Origin of the sequence: Chryseobacterium aahli (assembly GCF_022699665.1) — a bacterium.
In the GTDB taxonomy this organism is placed as follows: Bacteria; Bacteroidota; Bacteroidia; order Flavobacteriales; family Weeksellaceae; genus Chryseobacterium; species Chryseobacterium aahli.
Genome location: NZ_JALDNB010000009.1, coordinates 1 through 21109 on the forward strand (window position 1 = coordinate 1; position 21109 = coordinate 21109).

The window sequence follows — 21109 nt, forward strand, 5'->3', positions numbered from 1 at the left end:
GACGGTCTCAGGTTCGAATCCTGACGCGCTCACTAAAAAAGAGAAATCAATATTTGGTTTCTCTTTTTTATTTATATTTACTCATGTGTTTCTGCTATATACTTTACTCTAAATCGATTGATAAATATTATATCGGTCATTCTTGTGAAGATTTGCAGGAACGATTAAGAAAACATCTTGCACATCATAAAGGATTCACTTCAAAAGCAAAAGATTGGATAATTGTCTATTTTGAAACTTTCAAAAATAAATCAGTGGCTTACAAACGAGAGATCGAAATAAAAGCTTGGAAAAGCAAAGCAAAAATTAAAAAATTAATCGAAGGTCAATCCAGATAGAGCATCCCGATTTTTTAATCGGGACGGTCTCAGGTTCGAATCCTGACGCGCTCACTAAAAAAGAGAAATCAATATTTGGTTTCTCTTTTTTATTTATATTTACTCATGTGTTTCTGCTATATACTTTACTCTAAATCGATTGATAAATATTATATCGGTCATTCTTGTGAAGATTTGCAGGAACGATTAAGAAAACATCTTGCACATCATAAAGGATTCACTTCAAAAGCAAAAGATTGGATAATTGTCTATTTTGAAACTTTCAAAAATAAATCAGTGGCTTACAAACGAGAGATCGAAATAAAAGCTTGGAAAAGCAAAGCAAAAATTAAAAAATTAATCGAAGGTCAATCCAGATAGAGCATCCCGATTTTTTAATCGGGACGGTCTCAGGTTCGAATCCTGACGCGCTCACTAAAAAAGAGAAATCAATATTTGGTTTCTCTTTTTTATTTATATTTACTCATGTGTTTCTGTTACATCTGTATTCAGCATCCACTGACAAATGAATCTTACGGCAGATATTGCCGGAACAGAAAGATTCTACACGAACAACTTTATTATAGTAGATCAACTTTCCGAGTATTTCAGGTTTAACTGATTTAAAGAAGTGAATCTCTTTCTGATGATTTTCAAAACCTCTCATCACTATTTCAGATTTTAGAAAACTTACTTGCCGGCCAATATTATTTTTCTTATGCTAAAATAAGATAAAAAAAAGCATAAAATGTTTCAATACGAAGGAAGATATTCCGAATTTCTTCCAGCATTTTATTTTTTCCTTCCGTTCAAAATTCCCCATCAATACTACTGTTTCAAAACACACAATTGTTCAATTTCGATTTTTAGTGAAATAAAATGCAACTACAATGCATTACTATTATATATTAGCAAAAAACCAAACCAAAACTCACACAATATGGATAATGAAAATTTTAGTACCCTTGAACTCCTTCGCCAGCAGTTCAGATACCCCTTCCCTACATTAAAAAATCCCAATGCCGAACAATTACAACAGATTACCGAAAATCAATGGATCGACGGAGAATACCTTTGGTTGTATGAGCAGAACCCCGACCTTCGGAAAAAGTACAAAAAAACCAAAACAGCACATATAGCAGCCCAATGGTTTCCAACAGCACCACCGGAAAGGTTCAAACCCATCTGCAGATTAATGCTATGGACTCTGTACAATGATGATCTGTATGAAGAAAGTGAGCCGGAAGATATCGGATATGTACACACCCAGTCTATTGCAATATTGAAAGGTGAAATAACCGCTAAAGATTCAGGAATACCTTTAGGACCTATGTTAGCTTCTTTAAGAGAAGAACTCTTGGAATTTATCCCAGAGGAATCAGTTTCCCGTTTTACGCAAATGATCAGTAGGTATTTTACAGGATTAGAAACGGAATTAAAATACAAGAAAAACAAAGCCTATCCCAGTGTAAATGAATGTATTGCATTGCGTGAAAATTCCATCTGTCTTTATCCCTTTCTACAGCTTACGGAGTTAGAAACAGGAATCGTGCTTCCGCCGGAGATTCATGCACATCCTGTAATCATTCGCCTTCAAACACTTGCCTGCCATCTGGTTACTTTTTTTAATGAAGTACAATCTGTACTGAAGGATGAAGCAACTAATAGTATTTACTACAATATCGTAAAAGTGATCCAACACGAACGGCAGATGTCCCTCAAAGAAGCTTGTATTGAAGATTTACGTCTTCACAATGAAGATCTGAAAGAATTTTTAGAACTACAAGCCAATCTTCCTGATTTTGGGATCTGGCAGGATGCGGTGATCAACTGGGTACATTATATGAGCATGGTGCTGAGCGGATGGAAAAATATATCTACAAAACTGGATCGTTATACCGCAGCTGAATTTCCTGGAGCAGCAGAGCTAAAAGCAAAGCTAAATCAGGTTCAATAATACTTTGAACAAGAATATTTTTAATTTAAAATATCCTATCATAATAACAAACTATCAAACATCAATTTATCACTTTAATTTTAAAAAAAATGAAACCAGAAGATTACAACCCGTCGAATTACCTACCTCAAGGTTATTACCCTTGGCCAGATAAAATCAATCCGAATGTGGAACAAATGGGTATTGATTACAGAAACTGGATTGATACTGATTATGTATATTTATCTGAAAATATACGTGAACGATACAAGAGCATGAACCTGCACAGGTGTTCGGCAAGAATGTATCCTTATGCAAGTTATGAGCGCGTAACACCTATGCATCGGTATGTTGTTTTCCATACCATATTTGATGATCAACTTGAATATTCAACCGAAGAAGAGGTCAGTAGATATTGCGACCGACTCGTAGCAATATTCAGAGGAGACAGTCTTACTCCGGAAGATCCCGGTTATTTCATCCAAGCCGCCAAAATCAGAGATGAATTTGGTGCTTTTATGCCTGATGAATGGATGAAACGCTTGGCAGATACTTTTTACACCGTTACAAGATATGGTGCTCAGGAAGAGGCAACTTATAAGGCAACCCAAACAGTACCTTCACTTGCATTGTTTAAAGTACTCCGTGAATATTCAATTGTAATATTCCCTTATTTCTATCTGGTTGATGCAGAGTTCCATACCTTTTTAACAGAAGAAGTAGAGCGCCATCCTGTGATACAACGTGTTCGATCTCTATGGTCCAGAATTATTGCCTGGCAGAATGATATCCAGGGATTGAAAAAAGAACTCAGCAAGGATACTGAAGTTATGAATATCGTTATCGTCTTACAGAGAAACTATAACTTGTCATTAGAAGATGCCATGACTGAAGCCATGAAAATTCATGATGATGATCTTGCAGAACTTGTTGCTTTACAGGAAGACCTTCCCGATTTTGGTAAGTACCAGGAAGACGTAAAACAATTGTTCCTAGGCTGGGGCAGCCTGATACAAGGTCTGAATACTTTTTACCTGGTAGATACCAATCGTTATGATCCCGAATGCTTTGCATGGCCAGATAGGGAAACTGAAGATACATCACTTTAGATTATAACTGATTTCATCACAAAAATTATAGATAATGATATACAATTTTGTGGTAAAATACTCAAACAACAGTTCTACAACTAAAACAGCATCAATCTTGGTGCTGTTTTTATTTTTTGCTTGTTCTCAGTCATGGAAACTGAAAAAAATAACATCGAGAAAATATGCTAAATAAAAGCCACTGTAAAATACAGTGGCTTTCAGATTTATAGTTAAAAATTATTTCAGTCGATAAGAATCACCATTCCAAAGATAAGTTTTAGATGCATTTTTCTTCTTTTCCCGCTCTTTCTCATCTTTTTCCATCTCTTCCATTTTAAAGATAAAAGCATTGGGAATTCCGCCTTTATCGTTAGGAAAAACAAATTGTTCACTGTGATAATAAACATCTGCATCACCAACATTCATCAACTGAGGAAGTGCAATCATTTTTTTATCTTTCACCAAAACATATTGGTCATAGCTCGCAATTCCGCAGGCTTCACCAGAAACCATTGCTTTTAAAGTAAATTCTATATTTTTAAGCTTATGATTGCTCTCAATATTGAAAGTTCCGTAGCTCAGACTTTCGCCTGAACCGGTATCGAAAGAAACCTCATCAATCAATGTGTTTCCTTCAACCATTTTGATGGAAGCAATATTTTGCATAATCATAATCTCAGGATATTCCTTGTCTTTTTTACTAATGGTTTTCGTTAATCCAAAAAGAAAATCATATCCATTTTTAGTTCTGTAGCCTACACAAAGATTTCCGCCCCAAACATAACCTTCGGAAGTTTTATCACCTTTCTGGTAAGATATTTTATACCAATTTGCTCTTCTTTCTCCTAATTTAAGGATGGTTTCATCTTTTTTGAGAATTAAGATTTGTTGATTCGTTTGGAGAGAATCCAGAATTTGAGCATTAACATTGGGCGATTGTCTTATTCTCGTAAAATGGGTGAAAATTTTCTGTGCTTTATTTTCTTCAAACTGAAAAACTCCATTCGCATACTCGTAATCTTCTTCCTGCGCAGAAAAAAGCTGAATAATGCACAAAAATAAAATGGTGATGAATGTTTTCATATTAATATTTTACGATTTACTTTTCAAGCAATAAGCTTACCCATTCTTCACGCTGCAATTTCTTTTTCAATTCTAAATTATTTTCTTTACAAACTTCTAAAATGTCATCTACATCGAAGAAACATAATCCTGACAGTAATAATTTCCCGCCTTCATTCAAAACGGAAACATACGTTGGGATATCTGAAATCAAAATATTTCTATTGATATTGGCTAAAATAATATCGTAATTCTCTTTTCCTAGATTATCTGCTGTTCCTAATTCTATATCCAGCTCAACATTGTTTCTTACCGCATTTTCTTTTGAATTTTCTACTGACCATTCGTCGATGTCAATTGCTTTTGTATCTCCGGCTCCGATTTGTTTAGCATAAATCGCCAAAACTGACGTTCCGCAACCCATATCTAAGACTTTCTTGTCTTTGAAATCAATATCCATCATCTGCTGAATCATCAGATGCGTTGTCGGATGATGACCTGTTCCGAAAGACATTTTCGGTTGAATAATGATTTCGTGCATTCCTTCCACAGACTCATGGAATTCTGCTCTGATTAAAACTTTATCATCAATATTAATAGGTTCAAAATTCTTTTCCCACTCTTCATTCCAGTTGATATTGGGCATTTCTGTGAAAGTATATTCTATTTTCACTTCTTCGTTTTGAAAAAGCGGTAGCGCTTTCAGTTCTTCTTCTTTGAAAAGATCTTTCTGAATATATCCTAAAATCCCATGAATTTCTTCCGTAAAACTGTCGAAACCTATTTCAATAAGCTCGGCCATTAATATATCACTCCAAGGTTGAAGAGGTTGTATTTTAAAATCGAATTCTAAATAATTTTGCATGTGAGTAATTTGTTGCAAAAGTAAATATTTAAAAAATTATAAATTGAAAGATTAGAAAAATTAACCGTTAAGATTGATTGGAAATATTAAGAATAGTAAGTTTTGGCTAAAGCCGATGTATTGAGGCAAAGAAAAAGCGGACTAAAGTCCGCTCCTATTGATATTACATCTTGATATAAAGTTGCAATTATTTATAACTACCCCGTCTTTTTGTTTCACAAAAATCCACCCCTTCAGAGAAGGGAATTTCTTTATGGGTTTGTAGAAAAAATAGATCCGTTTGCAATCAACGCACGTCTGTTCATTTTCAAAATATCTCTTACCCATTCTGCAAAATCTTCAGGTTGAAGAACTTTATCAGGATTTCCGTCTGTTAATCCGCCCTCAATTGACATATCTGAAGCAATTGTACTAGGAGTTAAAGTGACAACTCTGATGTTTTGTTTTCTCCATTCCGCCATCATTGATTGAGACAAAGAAACCACTGCAGCCTTTGAAGCTGCGTAAGCTGACATATTAGGTCCGCCTTTCAAACCTGCTGTTGATGCAACATTTATAATATCACCCTCACCTCTTTCTTTAAGGAAAGGATAAACAGCTTTCGCAGCGTAATACACTCCGAAAAGATTGGTTTTGATCACCTGCTCCCAAACTTCAGAAGACATGTCTTCAATGCTACCAAAGTCGCCGATTCCTGCGTTGTTGATGAGAATATCTACACCGCCCAATTGCTCTACAATTGATTCTATTCCTGCTTTTACATGAATTTCATTATCTATGCTGAAAACTGCGTACGCTGCTTTTACACCCAATTTCTGGATTTCGTCAACAGTCATTTTAAGATTTTCTTCGTTTCTTCCGGTGATTCCTACATTCACTCCTTCGCTGGCAAGGATTAAAGCCACAGCCTTTCCTAGACCCCTACCACCACCTGTAACGATGGCGTTTTTTCCGTTTAGATTCATTATTTAAATTTTAATGGTGCAAATTTACAAAACCATTTTTTTAAACAAGCGTTTATGATTTTGATTTAATAAAAATACATCATCAGGAAATTCTATATCAAGACAAAACCAGCTCACGAATAAGCTGGTTTCTGAAAGTAATATATAAAAAGTAAAAATTAATCTAAGGAATAAGAACTGAGTGTTGAACCTCAAATTCTTCTGATGCAGAGAACTCGTTTCCGAACATGTCCTGAGCTTTTACCTCAACTTTATGTTTTCCGAGGGTTAATTTGTTTCCAAATCCGACTGTCCATATGTGTTTCGACTGTTCAGGGTTTGAAGGTCTTCTTCCCGGAAAAAGATTGTCTGTATTATCCCATTTGAAAACGGCTTGTGCAAAATTCGGGTCTATGGTTTCGCTGTATTCCATTTCTTCCCATTTTCCGCCGTCGATTCTGTAATGTACTTTGTCTTTTTTGCTTCCCATAAAGAAATTCGCCAAAACCTTAGCCGAAGTTTTTGAAGGATACGGAATCACTTTCGGAACATACAATTGAATTTGATAATCTTCAGGTTTTCCCGCAGTTTTGTATTTTACGGTGTATTGGTTATCTTTAAAACTAATGAAAGAATATCCTTTTGCCGTACCGTCTCTCATCGTAGAAGTCGGCAAACCGATTTCATCTGAAGTTCCTGACCACCAATCTCCGCAAGTTGTACCAACGTTGTATTCATGAAGATCTTTTGTACCGTTCCAGCCCTGAGCTTTTCCGTAAAAAATCTGTTGTTGAATGTGCGTGTGAGCCGATAACATCAATGCATTCGGAAACGGAGCAAGTGCATCAAACAATTTCTGACGATCTGAATTTCTGAAATTATCTTCGTTGTTATGTTCCAAAGGAATGTGGAAAGACACAACGATTAGCTTGCTTTTATCAACCAGTTTTAGATCATTCTGAATAAACTGCATTTGGTCTTCTCTGAAACCGCCCCAATATCCTTTTCCATCTCTTGGATCCGGATACAAAATATCATCAAGCACGATGAAATGGACATTTCCGTAGTTGAAAGAATAGTTTGCAGGACCGAAAGTAGCTTCGAAAGTTTCGTCTGAAAGCTGATCTTCTTTCGCATCATAATTCATATCATGATTTCCCATCACGTTGTACCAAGGCAAACCAATTTCTTTCATAACATCGGCGTAAGGTTTCTGCAGGCTCAAATCGTCGCCTACCAAATCACCCAAACTGATTCCGAAAACTGCATTTTTCTTGTTCCCTTTAACTTCATTAACGATGGCTCTTTTAAAATAATCCAATTGCTTTTCTGTGTAAGGCTGAGGATCTCCGAAAACCAAAATGTCGAAATTTTTGCTTTCGTTCTGTTTATTCAAGCCAAAATTTAATTCTTTCGGAAGTGTTCCCGTGGGTGCTGTTCCTTTGTACTTAAAATCTGAAGGAGAACCTTTCGGCTTGTACTGATAATAATATTGCGGTAAATTATTTTGATTTAAACCCATCATGTATCCTGAAGGTTTAATGACAAAAATCGTCTGTCCATCTGAAATTGGCAAGCTGTATTTTCCATTTTTATCGGTTAAAACAACCTGAGCTCCGTTGGATACGGCTACGTTTTCAATTCCTTTTTCACGGTTTTCTTTCTTCTGGTTTTTATTAAGGTCTTCAAAGACAAATCCTGAAACTGAAGTTTGGGAAAATGCCATTGCTGAAACGAATAATGACGGAATGATATATTTTAAATTCATTTTATTTTTTGATTATTTAATAATTTCTATTCTAATTACGGTTTATTCCACCAAACTTTTACATTGATATCATCACCACCCATTTGCTGAACTGCTGCCTGATAATTTGACGTATTTAAAACTCTCGGATTGGGCGGATACATTAATCTTGAAGGCATCATTCCGTTATTTAAGAGACCTCCGTTGTTTGGCAGTATCGGAAAACCTGTTCTTCTCTTTTCAAACCACTGTTGCTGATCGACAAAGAATAAAGCCACGTATTTCTGAAGCATAATTCTCTCTAAAGATCCGTTGTAAGCGACATTTGAATTTGTAAAATAATTCGATGGCATCGTAGAACCCCATTGCTCGATGGTTGCTTTCACCCCATTTTCATAAAAAGTCTGTGCATTTCCTGGGATAACTCCTCTCCAGACTAATTCTGAAAGAATAAACTGCAATTCTGCATAAGGAAAAACCAAAATATTAAGAGGAGCTTTTGATAAATTCTGGTTCATATTTGAGGGCTGATAATCGAAAGTCGTACCGTAAGCATAACCTGTCGGAGCTCCTTTATAGCCAATATTCGCCTGAGGAGGTGCAATATTTTTTGCCTGACCAAAAAACAGAGCCATTCTCGGATCATTATTTGCTTTTAAAGTTTCAACAAAAAATGCTGAAGCTGCTCTTCCTGTAGTAAAATCCTGAGGTCTTGCAATGGGCGGAAGAAGTGGTGCAACTCCCGTTACATTTACCTTTGTCGTTTCTGCATTGCTTTGAATTAAAGGATATTTTACAGGATCATTAATGATTTCGAGGATTCTTTCATTCACATTTACTTCCCCATTTCTTTTTAAAATTCTTGTCAATAATCTTAATGATAGAGAATTACAGAATTTCTTCCAGTTGACAATTCCGTTGGCATCGCTTTCTGCTTTGTAGAAAATGTCTGAACCTGTTAATAATTTCGTAGTAACAAAAAGTGAGTTGGCCGTTTTTAAATCATCTAATAATTTAACATAAATATCTTTCTGTCGATCAAATTTGGGCTGGGTAATTCCACCATCTAAATTTGAAGCTTCCGAAAAGGGAACATCTCCGTAAGTATCCGTTAGATTTGAATAAACCCAAGCATTCAGAACCATAGCAATTGCCTGATAATTGACATCATTATCTCTCAACGCTGCTTTTTTCATATCCTGAATCTGCATCAGCCATTTGTAACTGTTATTCCAAAAACCAGCACCTGTATTTTCCGTAATATTATATCTGCTCAGCGTATTCCCTTCATTCGGAAAATCAAGAGAAACCTGCATGATATCAAAAGTGAAATCGTTGGCTCTCATATAATTAACCGCAGACATATTATACTGAATAGGAACTAATAATTTTGACGCTACAGGCTCGCTGATCCTACTTTCGTCAACATTAACCTCATCTAAATTTCTGTCGCAAGACATAGAAACCAAACTTATTCCTGCAATCAATACTATATTTAAAAGTAATTTTTTCATGATTTTAAAATTTAAAATTTAACGTTAAGCTGAATACCTACTGTTCTGGCTGTTGGTAATTGCCCCATTTCTACACCCGGTGTGATTTGGTTATCATTTAAAGTTGCCGCTTCCGGGTCAAATAATGGAAATTTCGTCCACATCCAAAGGTTTCTTCCGAATAAAGACAAAGTAAGATCGGTAATCTTAAGCTGCTCGGTTACATTTTTCGGGAAAGAATAGGCAATTCTGGCATCTCTTAATTTAATGAAAGAGGTATCGAATGTATTTGTTTCTACGTTGGCTCTTCTGTAATAATCTGCGTAATAGGCTGATGCCAAAATACCTTTTGTATTTGGTGAGAACGTTCCATCCGAGTTTTGTACAACACCTTGTCCTACAATAAGACCTCCCGGATTATCTCTTCCTGCCAATGTATGCCCAAGCTTTCCTTGTTCAGTCATTTTGTGGTGAGACTGAGAATATGCCATTCCACCGTACTGACCGTCAAATGAGAAACTTACCGTAATATTTTTATATCTGAACTCATTCTGAAGACCTGCTCTCCATTTTGGGTAAGCATTTCCTATTTTTTTCATCTGAGTTGGCTTGGCTGTTAGTCCGTCATTGGCATTGAAAATCACCTGTCCGTCTGGTGCATACATCAATCCGTAACCGTACATATCCCCTAATGAACCGCCAACAGATGCGTTATAATAAACAGCTCCACCTACACTTGCCATTGTGTAAGGCTCACCTTTGAACTCTTCGGGAAGGGAAAGAATTTTATTTCTGTTCATCGACCAGTTTGCATTCACACTCCAAGAGAAATCTTTATTTTTAATCGGATAGGTATTTAAAGTCATTTCCAACCCTCTGTTTCTTACTTCTCCTGCATTGATAATCCTATTGCTGTAGCCCGTTTCCCACAATGTTGGGATTCTTACAATCTGGTCTTTAGAATTGTTCTGATAAGCTGTAATTCCGTAGCTGATTCTATTTTTAAGAATACTGAAATCCATACCCGCTTCAATATTGGTAATCATATTGGGTCTAAGGCCGGGATTCGGATACAATGAAGGAGATTCTACAGATCCTGTGAAATCACTATTATTATAGTATTTGATTAACATATATGGGTCTGTATCATTACCGACTTTTGACCAGGAAGCTCTTAATTTCCAGTAATTGAATTTATCAGACGTCAAACCAAAAATATCTGAAACAATAAATGACGTTGCCACCGATGGATAAAAATAGGAACGGTTTTCCTGAGGAAGTGTGCTGCTCCAGTCATTTCTTGCTGTTAAATCTAAGAAAGCTAAATTTTTATAGCCTAAAGTTGCCAATGCATACGTACTATTGACCTGCTTATCATTTGGTTTTGCAAATTTTACTATTGTTGAGATCCCGTTTGGCATTGTATAAAGACCTGGTTTTAAAAGTCCTTCTGCCAGATAATCATTCATCGTGTATTCTGTGTAACGGATATTTCCTCCTACTGATGCACTGAAGTCGAAATCGTTGAATTTGTTTTTGTAAGAGAATAAGATATCATTATTTAAATCCATCAATCGGATATGTTGCTCTCTGTACATCCCCTGAAGATAATTTGCGGAGCTCCAAGGTCTTTTCTGAGTACGAAGTTCATTGGTCAATTCCATCCCCGAACGTACCATGACATCGAAGTTTTTAGCAATTTTATAATTTAAATTTACATTTCCGGTGATGAAATTTTTGTCAACACCATTCAACATTTCGTAAGCAATCAAATAAGGATTGTCGATAAACGAACTGAACGGGTGAACCTGATCAACCTGCTCTTTTCCAGCTTTCCAGATGGGTGCATACCAAGATAAATCGACATTCGGATTCTGGAAAATCATGAAGTAAGAAATCGACTGGTTGCTATAGCCAGTTGCCGGCAGGTTGTCACTTTTTGTTTTATTATAATTTAATTTAATCCCGATTTTCAATTTTTCATTTAATTTGTGATCCACTGAAAATGCCGCATTAAATCTGTCGAAGCCTGTATTTGGCATCATCCATTCATTCTTTAAATACGTTAAAGATGACCTGAAAGATGTATTTTCGTTCGAAGCTTCTACAGAGACATTGTTTGAGAATGTTGTTCCGGTTTGCCAGAAACCTTTGATATTATCTTTGTAAGGTCTCCATAACTGTCGTGTTGCACTCTGACCTTCCGTTGTGGGATCATATTGAAAAAAAGACTGTCCATCGAATTTTGGTCCGAAAGCACTACTCGTTCCCCCGGTATTTACGCCATCCGCAGATGCCTGATAAGAATAAAAGTAATCTCCGCTGGTCCCTTTCTGCATTGTTCCCTGACCGTATTCGTATTGATAATCGGGCCATTTCAACACCGTATCATAACTTGAGTAAGAGTTGAGAGAAACCTGTACTTTTCCTTGCTTGCTTTTTCCTGATTTTGTGGTGATCATTACTGCTCCACCAGCACCTCTGGAACCGTACAATGCGGATGCGGTAGAACCTTTTAAAACCGTTATAGATTCAATATCGTCAGGATTGATAGTATTAATTCCGTTTCCATAATCGATGGGAAGATCAGCCTTGGAACCTGCTCCATAAGCTGAAAAACCTGTTCCCGTTGTACTATTATTCATCGGAACACCATCCACAACAATAAGAGCATTGTTTTGATCAGCGTTCATAGAAATGTCACCTCGTAACTTGATGAGAGAACTTCCTAAAGGTCCCGCTCCCGCCGTCTGAATTTTCAAACCAGCTACTTTTCCTTCCAATGCCTGTGACCAGTTATTGTTCTGAGTTTTTAGAATCTCTTCTGACTTAATAGTTTCAGCAACATAACCCAAAGACCGATCCTGTCTTTTGATACCCAGAGCGGTCACTACAACTTCATCGATATTCTTGATCGTATCTTTCTTTACCTGTTGCTGAGCTGCCATATTGACGCTCACCAATCCTAATACGGATAACAGAAGTAATTTTTGAGTCTCTTTACGCATACACTTTTTTGTTTGCGCAAAATTAGAAAGCTATGACGAGCATAACTTTAATAGGGTTTTAACATATTTTAAAGAATTCTTAAACGCCATATTAATTTATGATGAACACAAACACATAAACTTCTAACTGACAGCTATTTAAAAGAATGAATTATTTTTAATACAAAAAACGAATTATTTTCGCATACCTTTATTGTCTTTTCTTGAGAAAATAATTTTTCACACTATATATCTTCAAATCAGAGTATTGTACAATAAAAAACCTATCTCTTTTGAGACAGGTTGAATAATATATAAATCTAAGTAAAAAATGACAGCTTATTTATTCTTCAGCTGATCTGGAATATTGGTTGTAATAAAACCGATTCCCTGCTTTTTTAATTCGTCATAAACAACAACATCGTTTACCGTCCAGGCATTTGTGATCAATCCTAAAGCTTTAGCATCAGCAATCCATGTCGGGTTTTTCTGGAAAATGCTGTAGTGATAATCAATTCCGTCTAAACCTTCGTCTTTGATCTGTTGCGGAGACAATTCACCCTTCAAATACTGAACTTTGAATGTTGGCTCTAATTTTTTAATCTCTTTGCAGATATTTAAGCTGAAAGAAATGAACTCACTTTGAGATTCAAGCTTTAACTCTTTTACCAATTTGATGGTTTTTGCCGTTAACTCATCTTCTTTTTCTTTCGTTTTGTCTGGCTTAATCTCAACAATCAGCTTTAAAGATTTATCTTTTTTTCCTGCTTTTAAATAATCTTTTAACAGAGGAAAATTTTCGCCGTTTGATAATTTCAGTTTTTTCAATTCTTTGAAATCTGTTTCTGAAATTTCCATTTTATCGTGATGCTCGTCGTGGTTTACAACCAAAACACCGTCTTTGGTCATTCTCACGTCAAATTCGGCTCCGTAAATCTTTAAATCCTGTGCATTTTCTAATGCTTTAATTGAATTTTCTGTTGTGGGAGGATTGGTCTGCCAATATCCTCTGTGTGCGATAATCTGGGTTTGTGCGCTCATCATTGCTGTACTTAAAACTGCTAACCCTAAGATAAAATTTTTCATGATATAATGTATTAAATTAAAAGCTCTTTGATTATCTTTCTTTTAAAGACTTTTTAGATTTTCTTAATTACAGATCATCTCCGAGCTTTTAAATATATTGATATTTAATAATATTTTTGATTAAAAAGTATATTTTGCGCCCAACTGTATCTGGTAGGGATTACCTGATAAAGGCTCTAAACCACTGGTATTTTTAGAATACACAAATTGTTTTGTAGCTGGGTCAAATTTGTCAATTCTGTACAATGCTGTATTTCCGTAAGATTTATTGACACCCCATTCTTTATTCAACATGTTTGCTACGTTGAAAATATCGACAGAAAGTTCAAAACCTCCTATTTTTTCAAGTTTAATTTTTTTAGCGATACGTACATCCCAAATTCCATAAAAACCATTTTTACCGCCATTCCTTTCTGCAACTTGGTTGTTGTAATCTGTAATATAATTTTTCAATGCCTTTCCTACTTCAGGATCGTCAACTAAAGCCTGTGTAATCGATGGAAAAATATATGCTAAATCGTTGGTATCTACGAAGTCTCCATTGATGTTTCCTCCAGAAGTTACTGAGAAACGTGTTCCTCCAATCCCAGAATATCTTAATCCTAATGTAAATCCTGCAATGGTAGGTGAATTACCATACAATACTACTTTATTTCTAAATTGGTTATCAGAATAAGACATTCTTAAATCTCTTGGATCCCCTTGAACCAAAGTTGACAGTGTTGCAGAGTTGGCTACGTTTCCGTTGTAAGATGTGTTGTCTTTAATATCAGACCACGTATAACTTGCAGTGATTTCTCCGTCTTTCCAATAGCGGTAGCTCGTGTCAACTACAAAAGAGAATTGATTAACCTTTCCATCACTTACCAGTTCTAAAACTCTTCCAAACTTTTTATTGATAGTTCCATTTTTCCAACTCATTGTTCCGTTTGCATTAATTGATGCTGCCGGAACATAAACACCTCTTCCACCCTCATTATTTAAAGTAAAGAAAGGATTTGCCTCCATGTTTCTGTCGTAATAGAAATAGTTATTTCTTCCTAAAGCCATGTATCCTGCAACGCCCGCTCTGAATCTTTCGTTAAAGAAGTGTGTATAAGAGATGTTTGCTTTGTAAACAATAGGAACTTTCGCATCTTCACCTGTATAATTGATGGTTGGAAGCTGGTATTGAGATAACGAAGGAACTGTACTGTAATCATTTCTATAACTATTAAAATCTGGAGTAAGACCAATAGCAGAAGGATCTACATCTACTGTTGCCAAATGATTTCCATCAAAAACCAAATTATTAATCACCATATAATTGTTGATATCAGAAGAGAATACACCCGCTCCAAATTTCAGGAAATCTTTATTGCCTTCATTGATATTCCAATCAAACTGGAATCTTGGCTGAATAATAAAAGACTTGATATTATTATCTGTTCGGATTCCCATTTCATCAAATAATCTTTGATTAAACTGAGCTTTTGGATACCCACCATAATCAAATCTTATCCCCGCCATTAAATCCAGACCTGTAGCAATTTTGGTCTGCATCTGTCCGTAAACACCAACATTCCAGATCGATGATTTTACTGAAGGGTCTTCTACTAAAGGCACTTCTCTGTAATATCTATACGATTTAAGATTATTAAAATTATCTATTCCCAAAAACTGAAACCTTCCGTTGACCTCGCTTCCGTACACTGATTTAGATTTAGTATACATTAAATCTGCACCGAAAGTATATTTAATCTTGTCTGTGTTGTAGTATAAGTTGTCTACAATCTGGAAAACATTATTTTTAAAACCCTCCTGTGCAAAACGGTGCCCACCCATCTGAATATTGGTCGTCAGACTGGTTCCGTCAATAGAAGAAGCTACACGCTCTACAATTGCTCTGGGAACCGTTCTTCCCAACTCATCATTTTGGTAGCTGTTTTGGAAAGTGTATAAATGTTGTACTTTTAATTCGTTTGTTAAGTTAGGCTTTAGATTTGACCTCAATGTCAGTAACAAACTGTTGTCAAGGTTTTTATCATTGGCGTATGACTCGAAGAAATTAATTGCGGTATTATCCTGCAGTCCGTTTTTATTAAAATCATAAGTAAAATTATTTCTAAGGGTCAGCAAGTTTTTTTCATTAATCTGCCAGTCTAAACGCAAAAATCCTGCATCAGAATTTCTTACTCTGTCAAAAGATCCAAACTGCGGCGTGTTTCCAACACCATATTTTGCTCTTCCAATATTTAAAACCTGATTCAAAGATTGATTGGTTACCCCAAGTCTTAAAGCATCTGCATTAGTCTGCACATCAGCAATAAGTAACGGTTTTGAATCAATCTGATGATCCCAAGCAGCAAAAAAGTGTAGTTTATTTTTGATGATCGGGCCACCAAGAGAAACCCCAAACTGAGATGTTGAGAAATCATTCACTCGTTCATTCCCTCTGATATCGTATTTACTCGACAGCCATCCTGTTCTTAAATATTCCCAGGCACTTCCTGTAAAAGTATTTGTCCCGGATTTTGTCACTGCGCTTACGGTACCACCACCGCTTCTGCCTAAAGTAACATCATATTGGTTGGTCGTGATTTTAAATTCGCGCACAGCCTCAATTGAAATTGAGTAAGGAGCACCACTTCGGCTTGTAGTAGAACCTGCAGAAGTCGGGTTTTTTGCCGTCATCCCGTCTATTGTAAAGTTAGTTGAAGATCCTAACTGACCCGATAAGTTTCCGCCCTTACCACTCAAAGGAGATAATTCGGTAAGATTATTGAAATTTCTTCCGTTCACAGGTAAGATTCCAATGTTTTTCGCAGTGATAGCAGTGGCTGCACCTAAGTTTCCAATCTTATTTTTTAAATTTCCAACGATAACAACCTCTTCGATTTGCTTTTCACCAGAATTTCCCAAACTCATGTTGACCGTCACCTGATCACCGAAGTTGACATTGTATCCTTCTCTTTTTTCGTCATTGACGATTACGGTATAAGGCCCGCCCAAAGGAATTTCTTTAAAAATATACTCTCCTTTTGAGTTGGTTTCCGTTTCAGTTTTGAAACCCGTCGATTCATTGATAATGGTCACTTTCACTTTATCCTGCGCACCGGTATTGGTGATTTTCCCTACAATAGAAGCTTGCGTGGTTTGAGCATAAGCGATTGTTCCAAATCCTAAAAACAATAATCCTATAACGATTTTTACTTTTTTCATTTATTTCAAATTAACTGATTGCAAAGGTATATTGACTTTGCAAGCCCTCTGTTTACGGCACTTTTAACATTTTTTTAATTAAATTGAAACCAAATATTAACGTAGCATAAACGCAGAATTTTATTGATTGAATTATCAGCTACTTACACGGTGTTAAGTGATTTTAATGATACCACATCATTTAATTGTCTTATTTTTTTAAATTGAAATTACTTTGGTTATTTTTGCTCTAAATAATTTTCCCGATGTCCGAAAACATTCAACAAAAGATAGAACAGCTCCGTAAAGAACTCAACCAGCATAATGAAAACTATTATCTGATGGATGAGCCCAGCATTTCTGATCTCGAATTTGATTTATTATTAAAAGAACTACAAGATCTCGAAGCCAAACATCCGGAATTTCACGATGACAATTCTCCTACAGTGCGTGTTGGCGGCGGTGTGACGAAAATTTTCCCGACCATTCAGCATCAGTTCAGAATGTATTCTCTGGATAATTCTTACGATTTTGATGACTTGGCAGATTGGGAAAAGCGGATCATTAAAACCATCGATGAACCCGTAGAATTTGTTGCAGAATTAAAATATGACGGAGCTTCGATTTCTATTTTATATGAAAACGGAAAACTAACACAGGCGGTAACGCGTGGTGATGGTTTTCAGGGTGATGAAATTACTTCTAATGTAAAAACTATCTCAGATATTCCGGTAAAACTGACCGGAGATTTCCCCGAGCGCTTTTTTATGCGTGGTGAAATTTATTTGACAAGAAAAAATTTCGATAAAATCAATAAACAACGTGAAGAAGAAGGTCTTGACCTCTTTATGAATCCAAGAAATACGGCAAGTGGAAGTTTGAAAATGCAAGACAGCGGTGAGGTGAGAAAACGAAGATTGTCATCAGTTTTATATCAGTTTGTTGCTCAGGAAACTTCAGCAGAAAGCCATTGGGAATTGCTACACAAAACACACGATTGGGGCTTTACCATTTCTGAACAGGTTAAACTCTGCAAAAATTTAGAAGAGATAAAAGAATTTATCAACTTTTGGGATACGGAAAGACATAATCTGCCTTTCGAAATTGATGGAATTGTATTAAAGGTCAATTCATTAAAACAACAAAGACAACTTGGTTACACCGCAAAGTCTCCCCGTTGGGCGATGGCATATAAATTTAAAGCCGAAAAAGTTGAAACTGAATTACAAAGTGTATCTTATCAGGTTGGAAGAACAGGAGCTATTACCCCTGTCGCCATTTTAAAACCGGTTTTATTAGCTGGAACAACGGTAAAGCGTGCTTCACTTCACAATGAAGACATTATTAAAAAACTCGGTTTGCACGAGCATGATTATGTTTATGTAGAAAAAGGCGGGGAAATTATTCCTAAAATTGTCGGTGTCAACACAGAAAAAAGAACGTCAGACAGCAAAGAAATTAAATACATCAAAAACTGTCCGGAATGTGGAACTGAATTGATAAAATTGGAAGATCAGGCGATTCATTTTTGCCCAAACGATTTGCATTGTCCGCCTCAGGTTATCGGTAGAATGATTCATTATGTTTCGAGAAAAGCTTTGAATATTGATAATTTGGGAAGTGAAACCATCGAACAGCTTTATAAAGAAAGACTGATTGAAAACCCTGCAGACTTTTATACGTTGACAAAAGAACAGATTCTTCCTTTAGAAAGAATGGCTGAAAAATCGGCTCAGAATATTATTGACGGAATCGAAAAATCGAAAGAAATTCCGTTTGAGAAAGTCTTATTCGGAATCGGAATCAAGCACGTTGGAGAAACGGTTGCGAAGAAATTGGTAAAGAACTTCAACACGATTGACGATTTGAAAAAAGCGACCGCAGAAGAATTGTGTCAGGTAGAAGACATCGGGATGAAAATCGCAGTGAGCATCGTTGATTTCTTTAATAATCCTGAAAATATTCTGATGTTAGAGAGACTGAAATCTTATGGCGTTCAATTAGAAAAAGGTGAAAATACCAACGAAGTTTTATCAAACACTTTAGACGGAAAAACATTTTTATTTACAGGAAAATTATCTCTGTTCACAAGAGAATCTGCCGAAGAAATGGTAGAAAAACACGGCGGGAAAAACATTTCTGCAGTTTCTAAAAATCTGAATTATCTGGTTGTCGGTGAAAAGGCAGGAAGCAAACTAAAAAAAGCGCAGGATATTGGAACGATTACGATTTTGGATGAGCAGGAATTTTTGGATTTGATAGAAAAATAACAACTCATTTAATAATTTAACAAAATATATCATTGAGATTTTATCTTAATGATATATTTTTGTTTATATCCTCTAAAGAATTTTAAAAAATTAATAATTTATATGAAAAAACTTTATTATTTACTTTTACTGTTTTCACTTTCCCTATTTCGTTCGCAAATAGTGAATATTCAGGACTCAAATTTTAAAGCAAAACTACTTTCTGCAAATACAACTAATGGTGTCGCAAAGAACAGTTCCGGTCAAAGTATAGTGCTGGATGCCAATGCCAATAGCGAAATAGAAGTTTCTGAAGCACTGAACGTCTACCGATTAGAATTTTATTCTTCAAACATTTCGGATATTACCGGAATTACAAGCTTTAGCAATCTTACAAATCTGAAAATGGGATCTATTAATGCCACATCTATGAATCTGAACGGCCTCAACAATCTTCAAGTTCTTGATATGTCTAGCTTTAACGCTTTGCCCACACTAAATATTTCCAATTTTAACAATCTGCAGAATTTTAAAATCGCATTCTGCTCCAATCTTACAACACTCACGCTGCAAAATCTGCCTGTACTGTCGCAGCTCACTATCAATACAAACAGTAGTCTGAATAATCTTACGATTTCAAATTTTCCTGTTTTGGCTGGTATAAACTGTACGAGTAATAATGCCCTTTCCAATCTCATCATACAAAACTGCTCTTCGGCTACAGGTATAGACCTTGGAAACAACAGTCTAAGTATGCTACAGCTAAACACACTGCCTCTATTACAAAATCTGGTTCTAAATAATAATGAACTTACAACTCTTAATGTTGGTACATTTAGCAATCTGAAGAGTCTAAGTGCAGTGGGCAATCTGTTGACATCTGCAGATCTTAACGCAAATCCACTCCTTCACACGGTATACTTGTCGGATAATCAACTGCAAAATGTCAAGATTAAAAATGCCGGACAAAATTTCCCATCAACATTTCAGATTTTCGACAATGCACCCTTTCAATACCTTTGCTGTGATGCTGACGATATTGCTATTGCCACATCAAATATAAATCAACAGGGATACACGTCTGCCACAGTAGATTCATCTTGTCCGGCAGCTCCTATGTTATCTACTGCAGAAACATTAAGTAAATACGAACAAATATCTTTCTATCCAAATCCAGTAAAAGACATTTTGTATTTTAAATCAAAAGAAAAAGCAGTGAAAGCTGAAATTTTTGATTCTTCGGGACGAATTTTAAAATCTCAAAGTATTAATGGTGATTCAATTAATGTTTCCGAACTCTCAAAAGGAAATTACATTATTAAATTTTATACAAAAGATCGATTTGTAACTCAGAAATTTATTAAAAATTAATCTACAAAAATAAGACTGTCAAAAATGGTGTCTTATTGTTTAAATTGAAAAAACCAGGCAGAAAAATTTGATGACTAATTCTAATTTTTCTTCAACCATTCCAGGCGACGCTGGTCGGGAAGATGCTTGACAGAGAAGTTTTCGAAAGTCGCTTTGAAGCCTTTTCCATCGGGACTTGCCGCCATAAATCCTACCTGAACGGGAGTGTTGTCCTGCAGATAAGCATTTCGCATCATCACATATTCTTTGTCATCAAATGAGTAGAAAATCTCGACTGCATCTAATCTTCTCACGGCTTTTATCCAGACAAACGGTGGTGTTTTTTCCAAAACAATGACGCTCCAGTCGCTGGTTTTATGCGTAACTACAGTACTTAGATTGAATTTTCCGTCTACAAATTCTACTCCGGTTTTGATGTAATTTTGTTCGTCAATTCTCAACATTAATCCCATTTGGTCGAAGCGGGCTTTGTAATCTCCGGTGATTTTTACTTTGGTTTCGAATTCTCCGCCGTAAGTTGAGTAATAAAATGGGGCATCATCCACTGTAAAACCATAATGTGAAATTCTCCAATAATCACTTTGTGGTGTGACATTCATGATGAGTTTTTTGTCTTTGATTTCCCATTGTTGAGGTTCGTTGAACCAAGTCATTTTTTCTAAAGACTGCGCTTTTAAACCTTGAAATAAATTCAATGCTATGATTGATGATAGTATTATTTTTTTCATTTCTGAATGATTTTGTTCTCGCAGATTAAGTTGATGTCGCAGATTTTTTTATC

Annotated in this window: 16 protein-coding genes and 2 tRNA genes; 8 read left to right on the top strand and 10 right to left on the bottom strand. The window is 35.8% G+C overall.

From position 1 onward, the window contains the following. The 4 genes from MQX03_RS14215 to MQX03_RS14230 form a co-directional block, all read left to right on the top strand. On the top strand, nt 1–338 hold a 338-nt coding region (locus tag MQX03_RS14215), incomplete at its 5' end, for a GIY-YIG nuclease family protein (protein ID WP_242803855.1). After that, nucleotides 321–392: transfer RNA gene (locus MQX03_RS14220), tRNA-Lys, on the top strand. The genes MQX03_RS14215 and MQX03_RS14220, both read left to right, overlap by 18 nt. A gap of 51 nt (nt 393–443) precedes the next feature. Continuing rightward, nucleotides 444–698 carry a GIY-YIG nuclease family protein gene (locus MQX03_RS14225; RefSeq protein ID WP_129536348.1) on the top strand — a complete coding sequence of 85 codons (255 nt, stop codon included), beginning with the start codon at nt 444–446 and terminating at the stop codon, nt 696–698. Further along, nucleotides 681–752, top strand: a tRNA-Lys gene (locus tag MQX03_RS14230). Before MQX03_RS14225 ends, MQX03_RS14230 begins: the two co-directional genes overlap by 18 nt. A gap of 49 nt (nt 753–801) precedes the next feature. On the opposite strand, the gene MQX03_RS14235 is transcribed toward MQX03_RS14230, so the two are convergent. After that, a complete protein-coding gene (locus MQX03_RS14235) occupies nt 802–984 on the bottom strand; it encodes an RteC domain-containing protein (protein WP_242803857.1) in 183 nt (60 codons plus the stop codon). Between the two features lie 81 nt (nt 985–1065). Here MQX03_RS14235 and MQX03_RS14240 point away from each other — a divergent pair, with 81 nt between their 5' ends. Both MQX03_RS14240 and MQX03_RS14245 read left to right on the top strand, forming a co-directional pair. Further along, nucleotides 1066–2274 carry a terpene synthase family protein gene (locus MQX03_RS14240; protein ID WP_242803859.1) on the top strand — a complete coding sequence of 403 codons (1209 nt, stop codon included), beginning with the start codon at nt 1066–1068 and terminating at the stop codon, nt 2272–2274. 89 nt (nt 2275–2363) lie between these two features. Beyond that, nucleotides 2364–3362 (top strand): terpene synthase family protein, encoded by a 999-nt coding sequence (locus MQX03_RS14245; RefSeq protein WP_242803861.1) that lies wholly within the window; start codon nt 2364–2366, stop codon nt 3360–3362. Between the two features lie 219 nt (nt 3363–3581). On the opposite strand, the gene MQX03_RS14250 is transcribed toward MQX03_RS14245, so the two are convergent. The 8 genes from MQX03_RS14250 to MQX03_RS14285 form a co-directional block, all read right to left on the bottom strand. Beyond that, on the bottom strand, nt 3582–4427 hold the full coding sequence (locus tag MQX03_RS14250; RefSeq protein WP_242803863.1) for an SH3 domain-containing protein: 846 nt from the start codon (nt 4425–4427) through the stop codon (nt 3582–3584). Nucleotides 4428–4443: 16 nt separating this feature from the next. Next, nucleotides 4444–5271: a 50S ribosomal protein L11 methyltransferase gene (prmA, locus tag MQX03_RS14255; RefSeq protein ID WP_242803865.1), complete on the bottom strand. Its 828-nt coding sequence runs from the start codon at nt 5269–5271 to the stop codon at nt 4444–4446. Between the two features lie 251 nt (nt 5272–5522). Continuing rightward, a complete protein-coding gene (locus MQX03_RS14260; protein ID WP_129536343.1) occupies nt 5523–6236 on the bottom strand; it encodes a 3-ketoacyl-ACP reductase in 714 nt (237 codons plus the stop codon). A 163-nt stretch (nt 6237–6399) separates the two neighbouring features. Next, nucleotides 6400–7983: a calcineurin-like phosphoesterase C-terminal domain-containing protein gene (locus MQX03_RS14265; protein ID WP_242803867.1), complete on the bottom strand. Its 1584-nt coding sequence runs from the start codon at nt 7981–7983 to the stop codon at nt 6400–6402. 35 nt (nt 7984–8018) lie between these two features. Beyond that, entirely contained in the window at nt 8019–9476 is a 1458-nt protein-coding gene (locus tag MQX03_RS14270) for a SusD/RagB family nutrient-binding outer membrane lipoprotein (protein ID WP_242803868.1), read from the bottom strand. Between the two features lie 11 nt (nt 9477–9487). Further along, on the bottom strand, nt 9488–12463 hold the full coding sequence (locus tag MQX03_RS14275; protein WP_242803869.1) for a SusC/RagA family TonB-linked outer membrane protein: 2976 nt from the start codon (nt 12461–12463) through the stop codon (nt 9488–9490). Nucleotides 12464–12781: 318 nt separating this feature from the next. After that, a complete protein-coding gene (locus tag MQX03_RS14280; RefSeq protein WP_129536340.1) occupies nt 12782–13528 on the bottom strand; it encodes a glycerophosphodiester phosphodiesterase family protein in 747 nt (248 codons plus the stop codon). Between the two features lie 120 nt (nt 13529–13648). Beyond that, the gene (locus MQX03_RS14285) at nt 13649–16729 is read right to left on the bottom strand and encodes a TonB-dependent receptor (RefSeq protein ID WP_242803870.1); all 3081 of its coding nucleotides are present in this window, start codon (nt 16727–16729) and stop codon (nt 13649–13651) included. Between the two features lie 245 nt (nt 16730–16974). Here MQX03_RS14285 and ligA point away from each other — a divergent pair, with 245 nt between their 5' ends. Further along, nucleotides 16975–18978: an NAD-dependent DNA ligase LigA gene (gene ligA, locus MQX03_RS14290; protein WP_242803871.1), complete on the top strand. Its 2004-nt coding sequence runs from the start codon at nt 16975–16977 to the stop codon at nt 18976–18978. A gap of 102 nt (nt 18979–19080) precedes the next feature. Then, nucleotides 19081–20328 carry a T9SS type A sorting domain-containing protein gene (locus MQX03_RS14295; protein ID WP_242803872.1) on the top strand — a complete coding sequence of 416 codons (1248 nt, stop codon included), beginning with the start codon at nt 19081–19083 and terminating at the stop codon, nt 20326–20328. An 80-nt stretch (nt 20329–20408) separates the two neighbouring features. Here MQX03_RS14295 and MQX03_RS14300 read toward each other — a convergent pair whose 3' ends face one another. Continuing rightward, nucleotides 20409–21056: a DUF1349 domain-containing protein gene (locus MQX03_RS14300; protein ID WP_242803873.1), complete on the bottom strand. Its 648-nt coding sequence runs from the start codon at nt 21054–21056 to the stop codon at nt 20409–20411. Nucleotides 21057–21109 lie beyond the last annotated feature (53 nt).

Coding starts and splice junctions, on each gene's coding strand:
- MQX03_RS14250 (WP_242803863.1), bottom strand. CDS start 4,427: ATGAAAACATTCATCACCATTTTATTTTTGTGCATTATTCAGCTTTTT.
- MQX03_RS14280 (WP_129536340.1), bottom strand. CDS start 13,528: ATGAAAAATTTTATCTTAGGGTTAGCAGTTTTAAGTACAGCAATGATG.
- MQX03_RS14265 (WP_242803867.1), bottom strand. CDS start 7,983: ATGAATTTAAAATATATCATTCCGTCATTATTCGTTTCAGCAATGGCA.
- MQX03_RS14260 (WP_129536343.1), bottom strand. CDS start 6,236: ATGAATCTAAACGGAAAAAACGCCATCGTTACAGGTGGTGGTAGGGGT.
- MQX03_RS14240 (WP_242803859.1), top strand. CDS start 1,066: ATGTTTCAATACGAAGGAAGATATTCCGAATTTCTTCCAGCATTTTAT.
- prmA (WP_242803865.1), bottom strand. CDS start 5,271: ATGCAAAATTATTTAGAATTCGATTTTAAAATACAACCTCTTCAACCT.
- MQX03_RS14270 (WP_242803868.1), bottom strand. CDS start 9,476: ATGAAAAAATTACTTTTAAATATAGTATTGATTGCAGGAATAAGTTTG.
- MQX03_RS14300 (WP_242803873.1), bottom strand. CDS start 21,056: ATGAAAAAAATAATACTATCATCAATCATAGCATTGAATTTATTTCAA.
- ligA (WP_242803871.1), top strand. CDS start 16,975: ATGTCCGAAAACATTCAACAAAAGATAGAACAGCTCCGTAAAGAACTC.
- MQX03_RS14235 (WP_242803857.1), bottom strand. CDS start 984: ATGAGAGGTTTTGAAAATCATCAGAAAGAGATTCACTTCTTTAAATCA.
- MQX03_RS14295 (WP_242803872.1), top strand. CDS start 19,081: ATGAAAAAACTTTATTATTTACTTTTACTGTTTTCACTTTCCCTATTT.
- MQX03_RS14245 (WP_242803861.1), top strand. CDS start 2,364: ATGAAACCAGAAGATTACAACCCGTCGAATTACCTACCTCAAGGTTAT.
- MQX03_RS14225 (WP_129536348.1), top strand. CDS start 444: ATGTGTTTCTGCTATATACTTTACTCTAAATCGATTGATAAATATTAT.
- MQX03_RS14275 (WP_242803869.1), bottom strand. CDS start 12,463: ATGCGTAAAGAGACTCAAAAATTACTTCTGTTATCCGTATTAGGATTG.
- MQX03_RS14285 (WP_242803870.1), bottom strand. CDS start 16,729: ATGAAAAAAGTAAAAATCGTTATAGGATTATTGTTTTTAGGATTTGGA.